The organism is Rhodococcus sp. BP-261 (assembly GCF_019835205.1).
Taxonomy (GTDB): domain Bacteria; phylum Actinomycetota; class Actinomycetes; order Mycobacteriales; family Mycobacteriaceae; genus Rhodococcoides; species Rhodococcoides kyotonensis_B.
Genome location: NZ_JABUCO010000012.1, coordinates 97,573 through 114,363, shown reverse-complemented (window position 1 = coordinate 114,363; position 16,791 = coordinate 97,573). Strand labels below are relative to the sequence as shown.

Here is a 16,791-nt window from a genome sequence, read left to right as displayed (position 1 = left end):
CCGAGGGCGTCCTTCGGTCACCTGGGGTCAGTTCGTGGTGGGCAGACCCGACCGCCGGGACTCCTTCTCGGCGACGAGCAGGTATGCCGCCATGATGCGCTTGAGTTCGGCGACGGCGTCCTCGTGGCTCTGCCCGTCCTGGACGGAGAAGTTGAGCATCGAGTAGACGACGTGCACGAGCACCTGCGCCATGAGGTTGCGTCGCGCACGAGGTGTGCGCGGCGTCAGAGGCCCGAGCATCTTCGCGACCTGGTCGGCGAATTCGCGTTCGTGGATGACGCCGGTGGCACGCGTCGACGGCGTGGACTGCATCGCGAGCCAGACTTCGCGGCGTGATGGGTCGGACATCCAGAGTCCGGCCATGTGGTCGACGAACTTGTTGAGGAACCGCAACCAGTCGAGTGACGGAACCTCGCCGTTGAATTCGGCGAGCTCCTGCTGCACACCGACGAGATCCTGCCGGTTCAGCTCGCAGACGATGACGTACTTGTTCGCGAAGAACTGGTAGAGGGTCCCGATGGGTAGCTCGGCGCGGGCCGCGACCTCTTCGCACGTGAACGACTCGAAGCCGACGTCGCTGAGCAGCTCCCGAGATGCGGTGAGCAGGGCGTCGAACTTGCGCTTGCTGCGTTCTTGGGTGGGACGCCGACGCGGCATGAGCTCCTGAGTCTCGGCCGTCGATTCGAGCGCAGCGTCGAGACGTCTCGCAGACTGGGCGCTAGCAGAGGAATCCACCTGCTCAGGCTAGCGGCCTAGGGCGCTTTCGTTCCACAACGCGCGAAAGTCTCTCTTCGACAGAACAGGCAGTCTGTAGCGAAGCCGGCCGTCGACCTGCGGCGCCGGAGTAAGAGCTGGTGACAAGTCATAGGTTGTTTTCTGGTCAAAGAAACGGTCTTTCGGTATGGTTCACAACACCAGGTTACGTATTCGTGCAGGGTGAGCGTCGTCGATCGCGCGTCGGAGACGTTCATGTCGGGAGCCTCACCCCTCAGGCACAGGAGAAGCGCGTGGCAACCATTGGACTGTCCTTGGAGTCCGGCTCGATGTATGCCGTCCTGTTCGACCCACGGGCGGATGCCGTCGTCGCCAACAGAATGACGCCGCTCGACGGTGGCGTCGCTGACACTGTGCCTGCCGCACTCGACGGCATGCACGCCGCCGCCAGGCGGCGAAAGCTGACCGTCGATGCGGTAGGCGTCGTGTACTCCTCCGACGCGGAACGCACCGCACTGCAGAAAGTTTTCGACGACTGCACGACGCTCGACGTGTCGATGGTTTCCGCGTCGTCGTCCTTCCTCGGCTGGCTGGGCCGCTCGTCGGATTTTGCCGACGCGCACCGCGTCCTTCTCTATTACGTGGGTGACGCGGGGGTGTCGATCTCGTTGGCGGACATTCCCGGTGCGACGCTCACGCCCGCCAAGACGGCAACCCTGGCATCGATCGAACCCGAGAAGATCGGCAGCACGGTTCCGCTGGCGTGGGAGGTGCTCGACGAGGCCGGCGTCGAGGCCGATTCGGTCGCGTTGTTCGGAGATCGGTCCGAAAGTCGCGATCTCGTCGACATTCTGTCGCTGGGCCTCGAGTTGCCTGTCATCCGAGTGTCCGATCCGGACCAGGTGGCCGCGCGGGGTGCCGCGTTGCTTGCAGCCGCGTCGAAGCCGGTGAAGCCGGTCGATCTCCGCAAAGCTGCGCCGACTCCGGCCGCCGTCGAGGCCGAGCCCGAGAAAAAAACAAGGGCGGAAGCCGAGGCCGAGCCTGCCGCATCGCAGGCTGCGACAACCATTTCTTCTTCCTTGAGACGAACTCCACCATCGCGCAGGAAGATCGTTCTCGCCGCCGCGCTTCTGGCCGCGGTGTTCTCGGGAGGCGTCGCGCTCGCGTCGACACTTCCCGGTGAGCCCGAACAGGCCGCTGCGCCGACGACGGCCCCGTCCCACGATGCAACCGAGATCGATACCAGTCTTGCGGGGGCCACGTCGTCGGTCGTGATCGCGGCGCCGCCGGAGACGACGACTCCCGCTCCCGCCGCGCCGGAGACGGTCGACGAGCAACCGGTGTACGTCGAACCGGTACCCGTCACGTGGGAGTCCGTCGACCCGACCGTTCCGGTTCCGTGGACCGGGACGGTCGAGACCATCACTCCTATTCCGGCGCAAGCCATTCCGCCGAATGCAGCAGCAGTTCCCACCACGGTCGATCCGCCTCAGTTCACCATCCCGCCGGTCATTCCCGAGCCGGGCAAGTCTCAGGAGCAGCTGGAGCAGGAAGCATGGGATCGTCACTGGCAGCACACCGCAGAGTGGTTGGAGCAGGAGATCGTCGGTAACTGAAGCGGTGCCCGGTGACAGAATGGGCGAGAAAGCGTCGCCGATTGCTCGTCAGGAGAACCGATGTCGGATGTTCGATCGATTGTTGCTGCCGACATGCCGCGAGCGCGGCGTGAACTCGCAGAATTGGTGGCCTTCCGGTCGGTGCACGACGAACGTCAGTTCCCGCGCGAGGAGTGCGTCGCGGCGGCCGAATGGGTTCGGGCGGCGTTCCTCGATGCAGGCATCGACTCCGTCGACCTGATCGAGACGACCGATGGTTCGCTCGCTGTCGTGGGCCGCACGCCTGCACCCGTAGGTGCTCCGACGGTTCTGCTGTACTCGCACTACGACGTCCAACCGCCCGGTGAGCACGCACTGTGGGGCAGTGATCCATTCGAACTGACCGAACGCGACGGCCGCTGGTACGGCCGCGGTGCTGCGGATTGCAAAGGCAATCTGATCATGCACCTGCTCGCGTTACGGGCGCTCGGCGGCAACCCGGGAGTTGGCATCACCGTCGTGGCCGAGGGGTCGGAGGAGGTGGGGACCGGGGGACTGGAGGCACTCGTCGAACAGCGCCCCGAGTTGTTCGACGCCGACGTCATCGTGATCGCCGACACCGGCAACGCAGCCGTCGGCCAACCCGCGGTGACGACGACTCTGCGCGGCATCGCCAACGTCGTCGTTCGCGTCGACACGCTGGAAGGCGAGGTGCATTCAGGAATGTACGGAGGGCCGGCGCCGGACGCACTCGCGGCTCTCGTGCAGCTGTTGGCGACGTTGCGACACGAGAACGGCGACACCGTCGTCGACGGCCTGGAATCGACGCAAACGTGGGACGGCATCGATTATCCTGCGGATCGATTCCGTTCGGATGCAGGCGTTCTGGAGGGTGTCGGGCTGGCCGGATCGTCGTCGGTTGCCGACGCGGTCTGGGCTCGCCCGGCGTTGACGATTCTGGGTATCGATTGCCCACCGGTCGTCGGTTCGGCAGCAGCGATATCGCCGACGGCGTCTGCCCGCCTGAATCTGCGTGTGCCGCCCGGAATCGACGCGCAGGAGGCGCAGGACGCGTTGGTGGCTCATCTGGAATCTCACGTGCCGTGGGGCGCGCGCATCACGATCGAGCGTGAGGCCATCGGGTCGCCGTTTCGTGCCCGAACCGACGGTCCTGGTTACGCCGCGTTGTCGGACGCGTTGAGCGAGGCATTCGGTGCGCCCGTCGCAACCGCGGGGCAGGGTGGCTCGATCCCGTTGTGCAACGCACTCGCCGAGGCGTTTCCAACAGCAGAGATCGTATTGATGGGCGTCGAGGAGCCTCAGTGCCGCATTCACGCCCCGAACGAGAGCGTCGACCCCAGCGAGATCGAGAATCTCGCCGTGGCCGAGGCTCTGTTCCTGCGGACGCTGGCCGCGTCAGACCGATAGGTCGCGACGAAGCTTGGCGACGTGGCCGGTGGCGCGGACGTTGTACTGGGCCACCTCGATCTTGCCCTCTTCGTCGACGAGGAACGTGGATCGGATGACGCCCTCGTACACCTTGCCGTAGTTCTTCTTCTCGCCGAACGCGCCCCACGCCTTCAGCGTCGTCTTCTCGACGTCGGACAGCAGCGGGAAGTTCAAGCCCTCGTTGTCCCGGAACTTCGCGAGCTTTGCTTCCTTGTCGGGAGAGATGCCGACGACCTCGAGGCCTTCGCCGTTCAACTCGGCCAGGCTGTCACGGAAGTCGCAAGCCTGCTTCGTGCAGCCGGGTGTGCTGGCGGCTGGGTAGAAGTACACGATCACCTTCTTGCCCGCGTAATCCGACAGCGAGACGGTGTTGCCGTCTGCGTCGGGCAATGAGAACGCCGGGGCGGTGTCGCCGGGCTCGAGCTTCTTGTTGTCGGTCACGTGACGAGAGTATCGAAATGGGCCCGTGCTCTAGGCTCGACTCCGACAGACATGGTTTGCGACACGTTGGAGGACAAGTGGCCAGGGACACCGACAAGATCGAGCGCGAGATCGAGGCCGCTCGTAATCAGCTCGCCAGCACCCTCGACGAGCTGAGCGTTCGTGCCAGCCCGAAGCGGATCGTGGAGAGCACGAAGCAGTCGCTGGTCTCGAAGCTGAACGAGCCTCCGGTCAAGTACACCCTCGTGGGCGTCGGCGCGGTGGTGGCCGTTCTGGTCGTCCGGAAGATCTTCAGCTGACGCGACAGCCGGTCTGACCAGGCGATTTCACATCTGGCGGTTTGTGCTGTTAATGTTTCTTCCGCACCGCAGAGAACACGCGGTGCGGATCGGCGCCATTAGCTCAGTTGGTTAGAGCAGCTGACTCTTAATCAGCGGGTCCGGGGTTCGAGTCCCTGATGGCGCACCCAGAAACACCCCGTCACCAGCGTAAAGCTGGAGGCGGGGTGTTTTGGTTTTCGGCGATTCATCGGAAATCCGACTTTTACTCAACCTTTTGGCGCCAAAGAGTCGAGTGCCCTGGTCAGGTCGGGGGCGACCGTCACTCGCTGGATGTAGTGCGCTTCCGTCACCCGGGTATTGGCGTGACCGAGTTGCATCTGGGCGGCCTCGACTCCATAGGTTTCCTTGACAAGAGTCGCGACGGTCTTCCGCAACGTGTGCGGTTTCACCCAATCGAAGTCCGCTCCTCGGGCGGCTCGCCACGAGCGTCGGATATTCGCGGGCGAAACCCAGTTTCCGGTCGCGGTCACAAACACGGCATTCGACGGGTTGATCTGGACCTGGTTTGCTTGACGCACTCGGAGCCCGGCCGCGGCAAACTCAGGTAGTACCAAAGTCAGCGGCGGCGATTCACCTTTCCTGTAATCCTGGCGGATCAGTCGTTCACCCGCCGCACGTGGGACCACGAGAGTGGCGTCGATGGTAATTCGCGGGACTGCGGACTCGAGGTCGAGCTGAGACCACGTCAGGGCGAGCACCTCGCTGATCCTCGCTCCCGTTGCCAGCAGCAGCATCAAGATGTCTTCGAGATCGGCGCCGGGCCGTGGCCCTAGCTTGGGACGGACAGTTCCATCGTCCCCAATTGTCTCGTGCCGGCAGTAGCGTCGTATGCGTGATCGAAGTTCGTCCAGCTCTGCCGGAGTCAGGGCTCGAACGGCACTCTTCTTGATAGTGGGTCGAGGGACCTCCCGAACCGGGTTGTGGTCCATGAAGTCGAAGCGGACTGCAGTGCCCAACATTCCAGACAGAATGATGCGTGCGACTCGTGCCCCGCTGGGGGTCCGTTCGGTGATGTCCGAGATGAGGGAGTCGATCTTGCCCGTCGTTACCTCGCGGATCAGAATCTCGCCCATCGGGCGGCTGCAATGCGCCCGCCAAGCCTGGTTGTATCCAGTAATAGTCTGCGGCGCAACAGTTTTGGATTTCTGGAGAATCCAGTAATCGTACAGCTCCGACATTGTTGAGCTATTGGTGAGCTCCCGCAACCGATCCGTCGACGGAACTACGCGGTCCGCCAATTTGTCTTGCAGATTTTTGCGAGCATCAGCTGCAGAACGGCCACTGGCTTCGACGGCTCGCTTTACACCGTCGGTGTCGCGTATTCGAACCCGCGCGACAACCCGGCCGCCCGACTTCGTCGTTGTGATCTTTCCCCACTCGCCCAGCCGGAGTCGTTCCCTAGCCATTCGTTCCGTCGTCTCCAATGTCCATGTTCAGCTCGGTCATCTGGCGGAAGAGCTCTTCAGAGCGCTTGCGCGCTTCCTCGTACATGAACTGCATTGCCTCGATGTGTTCGGCGGACTCCTTCTTCGAGAGTCCGTTGCGTAGTTGCACGCGGGCCTTCCGCATGGCTTGGAGAGCTTGGAGCCAATCACGGACAATCGCTATGCGGTCGTTTTTAGGGTCGAACTGTTCGCGCACCCACACTTCGATTGGCTCGCCATTCTGGCCATCGATCCAGTCGTCAGTGGGCTTCATCAGGCCCGCCTCGCCGCTGAACCAACGCAGCGCGTCGTGCGATTCCTGGTCCAGCCCAGGGAGTACCTCAACGTTGCCCTTGGGGAGGTCCGGATAGACCAGTTGTGCGGGTGAGACGCCCAGCGCGGCTGCCAGGACAAGCAGTTCGGAGATATCCAGGCTCTTCTTGCGACCGTTTTCCAGGTCAGCAACAACGGATCGCGAGATTCCGTAACCGATGTCGTGGGTGCGATCGGCGAGCTTCGCGGCTGAGAGCGCCGAGTGCTCCTTACCTCGTAGGCGACGGACCTCGCCCGCGATGCGTGCGACCACATCCTCTGCCCAAGACTGTGTCATGGGTACGCAGTCTAGATCATTTGCGGACAGGGTTGTGGGATCGGACCGCAGTTGTTAGCTTGTGGTGGTGCTACTTGGATATCTCGTTCTGAGTGCCGAAAATGTGGTTCAGTAACGCAACATTCGAAGGAAGGAAATCTCATGTCACGACGGCTGTACTCGGTTCCGGAAGCGATGGAACGCACTGGACTCGGACGTTCGAATCTGTTCAACAAGTTGGCATCGGGCGAGATCCGAAGTGTCAAAGCCGGCAAGCGTCGCTTGATCCCGGACACTGCAATCGACGAGTACATCGAAGGACTCGAGGAGGCAGCGCGCACGACCTCCGTCGTTGCCTGACATGGCCTTGACTAAGGACCCCTACGAAATCGGAACGCCCCCGGCGATTTTCGGTGTTACGAGCACCGAGGCCGGGGGCGTTGTCGAAACCACTACCTTGCTGGGAGGAGTTTCTTCTTTGGATACTAATCGGTCCCGATACGCCTTTCAAGGCGCTTTGCAGCCTCCACCCGTACTCCGGTCGGCGTTTTACGTCGACGGCTGAAGGCGGAGCGCTGCTACTGAATCTCCCGTAGTGACGGTGAATCCACCTGTGTGTGAGCTTCTATGGTACCGACAGTCGACGTAGATGTGTCGTGCCTCCGTCAGCTCCCGCAGCGTCGTTTTCTGGCAGAGCCCGACGTACAACCAGCCTGCCGCCGGCCTGTGCACCCTTGTAACCCCTCGGAGACCGGCCCCGAGGCACCACTGGTTTGACTGATCATCGAGCAAGTGGCGATACCGATGAGCCACGCGTCCACTGCGACGCGGGGCCATTGGGCGTGGAGCGGACAACGTGGGTGCGGACAAGTGGGGTTTCCCATGGGGGGTCCGAGAGAAGCAGAACGAAGTCCCGTCTCTTCGATACGTAACCCGTCGGAAAGGTAGTCATGTACGACCTCAATCAATTTGGTGAAACAGACTTGTTAGCAGTGAGTTCGGAAGTTGGCCACAGGGGAAATCCCCTATCTCGGGTGGTATCCAGGTCAGTGACTGAAGTGTGCTGCCCTCATGCCAGCTCCGACGGCCAGGCGTTCGTGCAGTGGAAGTTCGGTCGCCCAGACGGCAACCAGGTCAGACTGGCCTACAAAGCATTAAAGCTGCTGTCGTACAGCCCCCTCCAGGGATCGTGCAGATCTGTGCGGCAGCGATCCATGCGTAAAATACCCGTATCGGACGCCGTGGACGTACTACACCCACTGCACGTCACACACCCACTGCACGTCACACACCTAATGCATCTCACGGACGTGTTGGACGCATCGGATGTGTTGTCAGTCAATGCATCCAATGCATCCCAAAGGTGTGATGGGCGTGTAGTCCGGCATGCGGGTGATGGACCCGAAGCGTGCAACGGATCCCTGGCAAGTACTGCGCACTACTCACCCCTTACCAGCACAACGTCCCTTTCACCCGTCACCCGTATTGCATCCCATGGAAGTGAGGCCCGCTATGTCCGCTGATGTGCTCGCGTTCTGCAATCAAAAAGGGGGAGTGGGCAAGACGACGTCGGTCTTCCACCTCGCCTACGCCGCATCCCGCGCTGGCATGCGGGTGCTGGTCGTCGATATCGACCCTCAGGGCAATCTCAGCACCGTTCTCGCGCAATACGAACTGGCACGCGACGACGTTGGCGTTGCAGATGTGCTGTCGGAATCTTCGCCCGCATCGATTTCTGACGCGGTCGTGCCGACCATCTGGCCCGGTGTCGATCTGGTGCCGACAGTGCCGGAGAACGAATCACTCGCCTACGTGCGCGATCAGTTGGTCATCGCAGGCGCGGGACGAGAGCGACGATTACGAGACGCAGTGGACGCGGTAGGCGATCGATACGACGTCGTCCTCGTCGATTGCCCACCGAGCTTGGACTTGTTGACCATCAACGCCCTTGTCGCGGCACGAAAAGTGGTGATAGTGAGTCAATCCGCCTTGTTCTCGGCAAACGGCCTCGCGCGGCTGCGTCGGACGATCGAGGCGGTCAAGCGCAGCTACAACCCGGACCTCGAACTGCTCGGGGCGATGATCAACCTGCACGAGATCAACACGATCGCCGGCCGCGAACAGCTCATCGAAATCGCAGCGAACATCAACATCCTTGGAGACGCGGTCCCGAAGCGCGTCGTCATCAAGGACTCCATGGAATCTCGAACCAGCCTTCCGGACTGGGGCACCAGGCAATCGCGGAGCCTGTCGACGATCTACCGCGACACCGTCGCGATCCTCACGAACGGAGCACAGTGATGCCCAGGCCCGAACGCATGAAGAGCGCACTAGTGGGATGGAGTCCCGTCGACCCGCCGCAACAGACGGGCACCGTTGCGCAACAGGAGCCCACCGCGAGCGCGGACGAGCCGGACCGGACGAAATCGAAGCGCTCGTTCTACCTGTATCGCTCGACCGTCGACGAACTCCTGAACGCAGCCGAAGCCTTGGCAGCAACACCGGGAGCGCCGCGCGGCCCATCCGATCTAGTCAACGCAGCAGTCGAGGAGTATCTCGAGACGTTGCGCAACAGGTTTAACGAAGGTGAACCCTTCCCACAACGCACCGGCCCACTCGCGAGAGGACCGAGGATCCGATGACCAGCCACGCACACACCAGGGCGACCGGCGTCGACGACGCAACGCCGATCCACCCGCGAGTTCTGCAGTGGGCCCTCGCAACAGCGGTGTTGTTGGTGATCGGTATTGCGGGCGCATCGTTCTGGCTCAGCTTTGCCGCGTTGCGCGAGCTCGCGATCATGGGCGGCACCAAAGCCGCACAGGCCTGGGTGATCCCGGTAGTTCTCGATGGGGCGATCGTGTCGCTGACCGTTACAGCGATTGCGTTGTCGAACCATGTTGACCGGCGCACGGTGCGAGGCCGGCGTTTCGTGACGTTGCTGCTCAGGGTGGCGGCGGTGGCGTCGATTGCCGGAAACTCCTATCACGCAGTGCTGAGTGCAACGCTGCTGCCAGCGGTGGTGTCGGCGGGTATTGCCTCCATTGCGCCCATTTCGCTCCTGTTGATGACCGACGTCCTGGCCGTGATCCTCCGCGCGCCCCGATTGACGCAGGATCAACCGGCGCCTACCGACGGCAGTGCAGCGGGCGAATCGCCCACGGCGATGGGTGACTCGACGTCGCGGCCGGCGATCTCCGACTCGGAAGCGGCGGTGACCGCAATGCCGACTTTGCCCCTCGGTGGGATCGATGAGGATGAGGACGTCGACGTCCTGTCCGGTGTGGTGGCGGAGACCGTTCGGCTGCGGCAGGAGCACCCGGAATGGTCCTGGGCGCGGATCGGGCAGGAGACCGACGGGGTAGTGGCCTCGACCGCGATGCGCCGGTTCCGCAAATGGGAGGACAGTGTTTTCGAGTCTGCGACGCACACCGCGCACTGAGCGCGCGAACTACAGCTCGCTGTGCGAGGCTGTCGGGCGCGCGGCGAGCTCCGCTCGCAGTGCCGTGATCTGTTCAGTCAGTTCGGCGACTTGGTGTTGCGTCACAGTCTGATTGGCCTCGTCCTGCTCGGCGACCTTCTGCACGAGCCACGATGCCAGCGTCGCAGTGAGGACACCGAGCAACGCGATCCCTGCGACCATCAGTCCGACCGTGATGCATCGGCCTGTTCCAGTAGTGGGTGCATAGTCGCCGTAGCCGACCGTCGTCACCGTCGCGACAGCCCACCACAGATCGTCGGGGGAAGTGCGAATGTCCGCAGTCGGTGAGCTGCGTTCTGCGTCCAGCATCGCCAGTGCTGCAACCCAAACGAGCAGGAGGGTTCCGGTGACAGCATAGGTGACGACGCGGCCGCGAAGCGCACCGCCGACAGAGCGTTGCAAGAAGCTCACCAAGGTGAGGGGTCTCAGTAGCCGCAAGGGGCGCAACACCGGCAGCACGACGATGGCGAGTTCGTGCAGATGCAACGCGAACCACCGCGTTCGTCGTTGCGCGAGCGCCAAGCGCACAAGGTAGTCGAGGCCGAACACGGCCCAGATTGCCAGCACCGCATACTCGGCGACCTGTGCACCGGCACCGACGGGTTGTGAGAGGACCGTCCAGGAGTAGATCGCCAGAAAGGTCAACGCGGCGCCGGCGAAAGGCCATTCGGTAAACCGCTCCCACCGTTCGTACGTCAAGAGTGGACAATGTACTGGCGAAAACTGTTACAGCCCGTGGTGATCCGAGCGATCCAAGGATGACGTCTTGCACACGTCGGTCGTTCGAATGAATCTGCTCTGCGAAGCCTCGGAGGATACGAGGCCGCCGTTAGTCTGAGCTGTTCATGGCAGTCCGACCAGGAGCGTGCGTTCGTGAGTTCACCGATTCTGACCAAAGGCCAGAATGTCCCGTTGCCGACTGAGACCACCGAACTGGATGTGATCGTGTCCTGGGTCGACCCGGAACGCGATCTCGATGCATCGGCTCTGTTGGTCGACAATACCGGCCGGGTGCGTTCGGATGCGGACTTCGTGTTCTACAACCAGCCCGAGTCCGCCGAAGCTTCGGTCCGATACCTGGGCAGCAGCAGTACCGATGAGGGCAAGCAGGAACGGATCTCGATCCACCTCGCGTCGGTGCCCGCGGATGTCGTCAAGATCGTTGTCGCCGGCAGCTCCGGCGAGCAGCCATTGGGGGAGTTCGGCAAACTGGCGTTCCAGGTTCGCGATCAATCCGGCTCGGTGCTGGGTGAATTTGCGACGGCCGACGCATCGTCGGAGCGGGCGTTGGTGTTCGGGGAGGTCTACCGCAGGGACGGAGCCTGGAAGCTGCGGGCCGTCGGGCAGGGATGGGAAACCGGCCTGGCCGGACTTGCACAGGATTTCGGGGTCGATGTCGACGACAGTGAATCGGATGCTGCTGACGACGTGGTGGTCGTCGAGGTCGTCGAGGTCGTCGACGCGACGGCGCAGGCCGTCGCACCGGACGGCGAAGTCGTCGATGTCGCGATTGTCGACGTCGATCGCCCGAAACGTGGTGTGCGGACGAAGAAGCCAGTGGTGAAGAAGGTAGCGTTGCCGCAGTTCACGTTGGCGGGCGGTGAGGGGTGGAACACGGCGCGGCTGTTCTCGGTGTCCGGGGTCGGGTCCGGTGAGGAGCAAGAAAAGCGTGCGACGTCGGCGCTGATCGCGACGATGCAAGCGGTGCGGCCGTTCGCCCGCGCTATTTGTTCTCGCGCCGGTGCTCCGGCGGGCCCGTTCGAGGGCTATCTGGAGGTTCCATTCGTCAAGGGGGAGGGCAAGGTTATCCCCGACGGCGTATTCCGTGTTTCGCGAGCTGGACACATCTGGACGGCTTTGCTCGAGGTCAAGACCGGTACGGGCAAGTTGCAGAAGGAGCAGCTCGAGAACTATCTCGACGTTGCGCGCCGGCACAAATACGAGGTCGTGCTCAGCCTGTCTAACGATATTCCGGCGTCGGCTGGAGAACTGCCGGTCCAGGTAACCAAGACCAAGCTGACGAAGGTTGGGCTGCGCCATATCTCGTGGTCCGAGGTCATTCACGAAGCACGCATGGTGCTGTCGCACGGTGAGCTTGCAGATCCACTGCAAGTGTGGATTCTGAGTGAGTTCATCAGGTATCTGACGCATCCGAAGTCCGGTGCTTCCGAGTTCGTCGACATGGGCCGGCACTGGGTCGCGGTGCGCGATGCGGTCACTGCGGGCACGGTGCGCAACAGCGATGCCAAGGCGTTGGCGGTGGCCAACACGTGGGCGTCACTGTCCCGGCACTTGGCGTTGCGGATGACCGCCGAGCTGGGTGCAACCGTCAAACACCACCTTCCGAGAAGGGTGGCGAACGACCCGCAGGCACGCAACGACTACCTCGTCGACCGACTCGTCACCGGTGGTTGTCTGTCGGCGACGCTGCGCATCCCCGACGCAGCAGGGGATCTGACTATCGATGCAGATCTGCGCACGAACAAGATTCACTGCACGACCAATGTCGAGGCGCCGAACGAAGGGACGGCGTTGCGTCGAACGAACTGGCTGCTCCGTCAACTCAAGAATGCCCCGGCGGACATCCTTGTCGAAGCGGTCTTCAGCGACGCCAGCGAAGTGTCGTGCGAAAACTTGGCGACGGTACGTGCGGATGCGAAATCGTTGACCGCCGGCCGCGTCAGCACGTTGGAGCGATTCACTCTGACGTCGTCCACGAAAATGGGCAGCAAACGGTCAGGGTCGGCCGCAGGCTTCATCGCCAGTGTCACCGACGGCCTCGACAGCTTCTACCGCGACGTACTACAACCGTTGAAGCCATGGGTACCGTCGGCGCCTGAGGGCGCCTCCGAAGACGGCAAAAGTGAAACGGCGGGTAGCTGACGTCGGCGCGTGACTCGGATTGCGACTGGGCACCGGCGGCCTCGCGTCCGCAAAGCCAGCGCATTGAGTGGCTGATTGGCTCCGTGATCGTCGACCGCAGTCAGCTTCGGTTAAGACGATCTTCGCATGGGAGATTGCCACGATCACACCGAGATTGGCAGAAGTATGGGAGACGAACGAGGGATAGGCTGGCACCGCGAGGCGCGGCGCCCGGGCACCTGCACTCTGCCCGGGCGCCTCGCCCTTCGGCATCCGGTGGCGAAATGAAGCGGTGCTCGTCGATCGCCCACGCCCAATCACTGGCGGTTTCGAGTGGCGGAGCTGACGCGCTGCGGTCGGCGAGAGGCTCCGCCCCTCGGGCTCCCCGCAGCCGGCTCCTAGGAAGCCCTCTGCACTGCTGCGGGCTTCTGCTACATAGTGCTCACCTTTGCCGCGTCAATGAGCGGCGTTGTACGCCTCTTCGATGTCAGCGGGAATACGGCCACGCTCGCTGATCTCGTATCCCTCGTCGGCGGCCCACTGCCGGATGGCCCGAGTCTGTGCCGGATCGCGTTTCGTGGACGTCGCGGGCGCTTTGTTGGAGGTCTTGGAAGCTGGCGCTGTACCCGCTGCAGACGGCTTGCGGCGACGACCGCCGACCCGGGTTGCGTACTCGATGTAGTAATCCAGCTTTCGGTGAAACTCGTTGGCGTTCTTGGTCTTCAGGTCGATAACGTATTCGACTCCGTTGACCGCGAATTCGATGGATTCGCCTGAACCGTCATCGATTGCCGAGCCGTCGATATCGTCGATCAGTGAGGTAATGAGTTGTCTGGCCACAGCTCGTGTGCACCTTCCGATATTCGTCGTGTGTGATGAGTACGAGAGTAGCTGAAATATAGGAGAACTCCGGCATTGATGTGGCGAACAACGGCACCGAATCGGCCATCTGTCACACGGGGAGCGTATTTCACCATCTCCGGCTCGTTGTCGTGGTGAATTGTTCCGCCACCGCCAGAGGGCGAAGGGGACGGTGACTTCATTGGCAATTTGCGTGGATTGGTACTGCGCGGTCTGGAAATAGATTCGACCTATTTGGTCGATCGTTGCGAATTGGGGGAGTGTCTGTAAGGAGACCGTGAACCGTGAATTAGCCGCGGGGTAGGCGTAACCCGTCGCGCTGCGGGTTTCTCGAGGCGCTCGGGGAGATGATCGCGGCTCGGTGACTTGCACTCGTTGCGGTGGTGGCGGGCCGATGCTTCCCAGCAGCCGGGGGATGGCTACATCATCGACCCGCCGACGGCCACGCTATCAGCTTTCGAACGCATGTTCTACTCTGAATGGATGGTCAGAACTCGACGTGCGAACCCGCTCAGGATCGTCGATCCTCCGGTTGGCGTCTTGATCGACTTGTCCTATCTCTTCCCGCGAAAGCCCCACCACCCGGTCGTCTATACCGCTAGAGGGATGAAAGCGTCAGGGCTTGTGGACGGCAAACTGAGCATGATCGGTGTGACCGCCGAAGGCATCGGCTGGCCTACGTGACCTATCGGATCAAGTTCGCAGGCGACAGTGCACCCGTGACGCACTGGGTCCCGGAATGGGTGTTGAAACGTCAGAACAGGCCGTGATCGGCTCCTTCCTGGAGCAAGCTGGAAAACGGTGCGATGGGCGGCGCTGCCCGTGGGGTGCGTACTGGCCCATGGCCTGGATGGACGCGGGGGAATAGCAACAAGTGCTACCGCGACACCGGACGTGGTACAGATCCGTCGCTCCCGCACAGTCACGTCGAGCAGTACCCGCGTTCGAGGTAGCAGCGCTCGCAATATCTGTCGGTGATCCCGCCTGCGGCGGTGCGGGCCACCCTTCGGGTGTCCACCTGATCGAGCTCCGCTTCGCTCCGCCCGTTGAAGAGCATCAAATTTCTTTCGGCGCATCTGGCTACAGGCGAGCTTGCGTCCGCCGTGTCCGCCGCCGCAACCGCTGGCGGCTGACGCCGGCACAAGGCCCCGAAAACTCTCAAAGCGCCTTCGGCTGAGACTTTCCGGTCCAGCAGTTGCACCGTCGGCCCCGTCGACCGCCTTCTCTCCCTACGCCAGATGAGGCGAAAGAAATTGGCAGGGCGAAGGACCCGGTCACCGTCCGACGGAAAGGTCACCATGAGCACCGATGCACGACGACACCGCGCACTCGAGCAGATCACCCGCGCCACCGCACGCCTGGATGCCGCTATGTGCAGCGGCGTCACCGTCGACGTCACCGACGTCTGCCGCGCACTGAACGCCTGGCACGACCACGCCCGCGAACTCGGCGCGACCGACGAACAGATCGACGCAGCGCAAGCCGCCGGAATCTCCTGACTTCAAGCAACTCTCACGCCATCCCACCTGACGAAAGGCACGCCATGACCAACCACAACGGCCCCGCCACCCGCCTCACCTCGACCGCCGCGGTTCTTGCAGCCATCCCCGCGATGCTCGGATTCACCCCCGAGAACTCGATCGTCACGATCTTCCTCGGCGACGCCGACGCGTCGACGACGTCGGTCCGCGCAATCGTGCGATCCAACGTCGCCGACGGCGTAGGGCCCGCTACTGATGTCGCCGACGCCGCCCGCGTCAACGACGTCGCCGCAGCAATCGTGATCGCCGTTGCCGACCCCGGCCAGTCAGGCGAGGCGCTCACCGCTCTGGCGGCGTTGCGTGCCGCACTCGCCGATGCAGGTGTCAGCGCCGAAAGGTCGCTCCACACCTATGGTTTGAGCACCGGCGCCGCCTTCATCGACCTCGACACCGGCGCCGTCGGCGGGTTCCCGGACCCAGCCACGACGGAGCTCTCCGCATTGACGGTGTTCGAGGGCCGCCGCATCGAATCGAGCCGATCGGTCATCGAGCAACGATTCGCCGAGCGCGCAGAGGTGCCCGAATCGGTCGGTCTCGAGGTCGCCGCGAGGCTGGGCGAGTTGTTCCTGCCACAAACGTTCGAAGAGCTGGCCGCAGTGATCTATGCCCGCGAAGTTCCGAGCGACGAGCTCGCAGCCAGGGTGGGGCTCACGTTGTCCGGCCGAGGTCTCGACGTCCGCGATTCGTATCTGCGACTCGCGGTCTACGGCGAGGATCACGCCGTCGAGGCAATGACCCACATCGCTGGTGCACTGCGCGGCACGGCCCGAGCACAGGCGCTGACAATCGCAGCGTTCTTCGCCTACCTCGCCAATCACGGCCCCGCCGCCGGAATCGCGATCGACGCAGCCCGCGCCGCAGCGGCAAGCGCGGACGTCGAAACGCCGTCGTTTGCCGTTCTGATCGACCGCGCGCTACGCGTCGGCATGGAACCCGAACAGCTCCGCGCATTGATTCCGAACGCCGACTTCGTCCGCGAGCGCACCGGAGCAAATTTGCCAGGGTGACCATGTCCGCCGGACGCACCTCGACAGGGGCGTCCGGCGGCCCAGCGCGGGGGGGCGGTGCATCGGGCATCGAGCCCTCACACCGACACCGCGAATCAGCAGGGCTGCCTGCCCGAGAGGGCGTGTTCAGTCCGGCAGTGGGTGATCGACGAACGCGACATCGACTGTCGGGGCTCCGGCGGCCATATCGTCGGCCAGTTCGCCGTCGACCACTCGCTCGATCTCGGCAGCGGACAGCGCTCGTGCCGGCCCAAGTTTCTCGGACAGTCCACGTTCGGCATCGGAGGTGCTCATGATGGCGACTCTAGCTGTGCACCCGTTCGCCGCAGACTCCCGCTTCCGTTCGCAAGATCGGGAAGGGAAGTAAATCATCCCATTAAAAAGCGCTTATTGCGTGAATGGGGTGTAATTCCGTATCGGTGCTTGATTGTGGTCAATCGATTTTTTACGAGCAGAGTGTACGGATGGACCTACGACAACCGTTGC

The 16,791-nt window shown here is 62.9% G+C and carries 17 protein-coding genes and 1 tRNA gene; 11 read left to right on the top strand and 7 right to left on the bottom strand.

The window, feature by feature from the left end:
* Window positions 1-27 precede the first annotated feature (27 nt).
* Entirely contained in the window at window positions 28-657 is a 630-nt protein-coding gene (locus tag HQ354_RS15085; RefSeq protein WP_084423531.1) for a TetR/AcrR family transcriptional regulator, read from the bottom strand.
* A gap of 350 nt (window positions 658-1,007) precedes the next feature.
* Between HQ354_RS15085 and HQ354_RS15080 the strand changes: the two genes are divergently transcribed.
* Both HQ354_RS15080 and HQ354_RS15075 read left to right on the top strand, forming a co-directional pair.
* Window positions 1,008-2,330: a hypothetical protein gene (locus HQ354_RS15080; RefSeq protein WP_308115199.1), complete on the top strand. Its 1,323-nt coding sequence runs from the start codon at window positions 1,008-1,010 to the stop codon at window positions 2,328-2,330.
* Window positions 2,331-2,390: 60 nt separating this feature from the next.
* Window positions 2,391-3,737 carry a dipeptidase gene (locus HQ354_RS15075; RefSeq protein WP_222635016.1) on the top strand — a complete coding sequence of 449 codons (1,347 nt, stop codon included), beginning with the start codon at window positions 2,391-2,393 and terminating at the stop codon, window positions 3,735-3,737.
* Here the strand turns inward: HQ354_RS15075 and bcp are convergent.
* The gene (bcp, locus tag HQ354_RS15070) at window positions 3,726-4,199 is read right to left on the bottom strand and encodes a thioredoxin-dependent thiol peroxidase (RefSeq protein ID WP_068421031.1); all 474 of its coding nucleotides are present in this window, start codon (window positions 4,197-4,199) and stop codon (window positions 3,726-3,728) included. The two genes, HQ354_RS15075 and bcp, sit on opposite strands and share 12 nt — an antisense overlap.
* Window positions 4,200-4,276: 77 nt before the next feature.
* Between bcp and HQ354_RS15065 the strand changes: the two genes are divergently transcribed.
* A complete protein-coding gene (locus HQ354_RS15065) occupies window positions 4,277-4,498 on the top strand; it encodes a DUF3618 domain-containing protein (protein ID WP_068421038.1) in 222 nt (73 codons plus the stop codon).
* 92 nt (window positions 4,499-4,590) lie between these two features.
* Window positions 4,591-4,664, top strand: a tRNA-Lys gene (locus HQ354_RS15060).
* A gap of 82 nt (window positions 4,665-4,746) precedes the next feature.
* Here HQ354_RS15060 and HQ354_RS15055 read toward each other — a convergent pair.
* Window positions 4,747-5,718, bottom strand: coding sequence for a tyrosine-type recombinase/integrase (locus HQ354_RS15055; RefSeq protein ID WP_222635017.1), 972 nt, complete (start codon window positions 5,716-5,718; stop codon window positions 4,747-4,749).
* A 220-nt stretch (window positions 5,719-5,938) separates the two neighbouring features.
* Complete coding sequence (locus HQ354_RS15050; protein WP_222635018.1) at window positions 5,939-6,574, bottom strand: helix-turn-helix domain-containing protein; 636 nt, start codon at window positions 6,572-6,574, stop codon at window positions 5,939-5,941.
* Window positions 6,575-6,715: 141 nt separating this feature from the next.
* On the opposite strand from HQ354_RS15050, the gene HQ354_RS15045 reads away from it, so the two are divergent.
* The 4 genes from HQ354_RS15045 to HQ354_RS15030 all read left to right on the top strand — a co-directional run bounded on the left by HQ354_RS15045 (window position 6,716) and on the right by HQ354_RS15030 (window position 9,995).
* The gene (locus tag HQ354_RS15045) at window positions 6,716-6,913 is read left to right on the top strand and encodes an excisionase family DNA-binding protein (protein WP_222635019.1); all 198 of its coding nucleotides are present in this window, start codon (window positions 6,716-6,718) and stop codon (window positions 6,911-6,913) included.
* 1,152 nt (window positions 6,914-8,065) lie between these two features.
* Window positions 8,066-8,854, top strand: a complete 789-nt coding sequence (locus tag HQ354_RS15040; protein ID WP_222635020.1) for a ParA family protein — start codon at window positions 8,066-8,068, stop codon at window positions 8,852-8,854.
* Complete coding sequence (locus tag HQ354_RS15035; RefSeq protein WP_222635021.1) at window positions 8,854-9,195, top strand: hypothetical protein; 342 nt, start codon at window positions 8,854-8,856, stop codon at window positions 9,193-9,195. The genes HQ354_RS15040 and HQ354_RS15035 overlap by 1 nt, the downstream gene beginning before the upstream one ends.
* 95 nt (window positions 9,196-9,290) lie before the next feature.
* Window positions 9,291-9,995 carry a DUF2637 domain-containing protein gene (locus HQ354_RS15030; RefSeq protein ID WP_374107384.1) on the top strand — a complete coding sequence of 235 codons (705 nt, stop codon included), beginning with the start codon at window positions 9,291-9,293 and terminating at the stop codon, window positions 9,993-9,995.
* Between the two features lie 9 nt (window positions 9,996-10,004).
* On the opposite strand, the gene HQ354_RS15025 is transcribed toward HQ354_RS15030, so the two are convergent.
* Entirely contained in the window at window positions 10,005-10,733 is a 729-nt protein-coding gene (locus HQ354_RS15025; RefSeq protein ID WP_222635023.1) for a potassium channel family protein, read from the bottom strand.
* Between the two features lie 174 nt (window positions 10,734-10,907).
* Here HQ354_RS15025 and HQ354_RS15020 point away from each other — a divergent pair, with 174 nt between their 5' ends.
* Window positions 10,908-12,917 carry a TerD family protein gene (locus HQ354_RS15020; protein ID WP_222635024.1) on the top strand — a complete coding sequence of 670 codons (2,010 nt, stop codon included), beginning with the start codon at window positions 10,908-10,910 and terminating at the stop codon, window positions 12,915-12,917.
* Between the two features lie 435 nt (window positions 12,918-13,352).
* On the opposite strand, the gene HQ354_RS15015 is transcribed toward HQ354_RS15020, so the two are convergent.
* Window positions 13,353-13,736, bottom strand: a complete 384-nt coding sequence (locus HQ354_RS15015) for an Lsr2 family protein (protein WP_222635025.1) — start codon at window positions 13,734-13,736, stop codon at window positions 13,353-13,355.
* 1,319 nt (window positions 13,737-15,055) lie between these two features.
* On the opposite strand from HQ354_RS15015, the gene HQ354_RS15010 reads away from it, so the two are divergent.
* Both HQ354_RS15010 and HQ354_RS15005 read left to right on the top strand, forming a co-directional pair.
* Complete coding sequence (locus tag HQ354_RS15010) at window positions 15,056-15,256, top strand: hypothetical protein (RefSeq protein ID WP_222635026.1); 201 nt, start codon at window positions 15,056-15,058, stop codon at window positions 15,254-15,256.
* A gap of 44 nt (window positions 15,257-15,300) precedes the next feature.
* Window positions 15,301-16,305 (top strand): DUF4192 family protein, encoded by a 1,005-nt coding sequence (locus tag HQ354_RS15005; RefSeq protein WP_222635027.1) that lies wholly within the window; start codon window positions 15,301-15,303, stop codon window positions 16,303-16,305.
* 126 nt (window positions 16,306-16,431) lie between these two features.
* Here the strand turns inward: HQ354_RS15005 and HQ354_RS15000 are convergent, their stop codons facing one another.
* A complete protein-coding gene (locus HQ354_RS15000; protein WP_222635028.1) occupies window positions 16,432-16,599 on the bottom strand; it encodes a hypothetical protein in 168 nt (55 codons plus the stop codon).
* Between the last annotated feature and the right edge of the window lie 192 nt (window positions 16,600-16,791).

Bases quoted from the DNA above. Each gene is read 5' to 3' on its own strand.
- HQ354_RS15085 (WP_084423531.1), bottom strand. From the start codon at position 657: ATGCCGCGTCGGCGTCCCACCCAAGAACGCAGCAAGCGCAAGTTCGAC.
- HQ354_RS15075 (WP_222635016.1), top strand. From the start codon at position 2,391: ATGTCGGATGTTCGATCGATTGTTGCTGCCGACATGCCGCGAGCGCGG.
- HQ354_RS15055 (WP_222635017.1), bottom strand. From the start codon at position 5,718: ATGTCGGAGCTGTACGATTACTGGATTCTCCAGAAATCCAAAACTGTT.
- HQ354_RS15050 (WP_222635018.1), bottom strand. From the start codon at position 6,574: ATGACACAGTCTTGGGCAGAGGATGTGGTCGCACGCATCGCGGGCGAG.
- HQ354_RS15045 (WP_222635019.1), top strand. From the start codon at position 6,716: ATGTCACGACGGCTGTACTCGGTTCCGGAAGCGATGGAACGCACTGGA.
- HQ354_RS15040 (WP_222635020.1), top strand. From the start codon at position 8,066: ATGTCCGCTGATGTGCTCGCGTTCTGCAATCAAAAAGGGGGAGTGGGC.
- HQ354_RS15035 (WP_222635021.1), top strand. From the start codon at position 8,854: ATGCCCAGGCCCGAACGCATGAAGAGCGCACTAGTGGGATGGAGTCCC.
- HQ354_RS15010 (WP_222635026.1), top strand. From the start codon at position 15,056: ATGAGCACCGATGCACGACGACACCGCGCACTCGAGCAGATCACCCGC.
- HQ354_RS15005 (WP_222635027.1), top strand. From the start codon at position 15,301: ATGACCAACCACAACGGCCCCGCCACCCGCCTCACCTCGACCGCCGCG.
- HQ354_RS15000 (WP_222635028.1), bottom strand. From the start codon at position 16,599: ATGAGCACCTCCGATGCCGAACGTGGACTGTCCGAGAAACTTGGGCCG.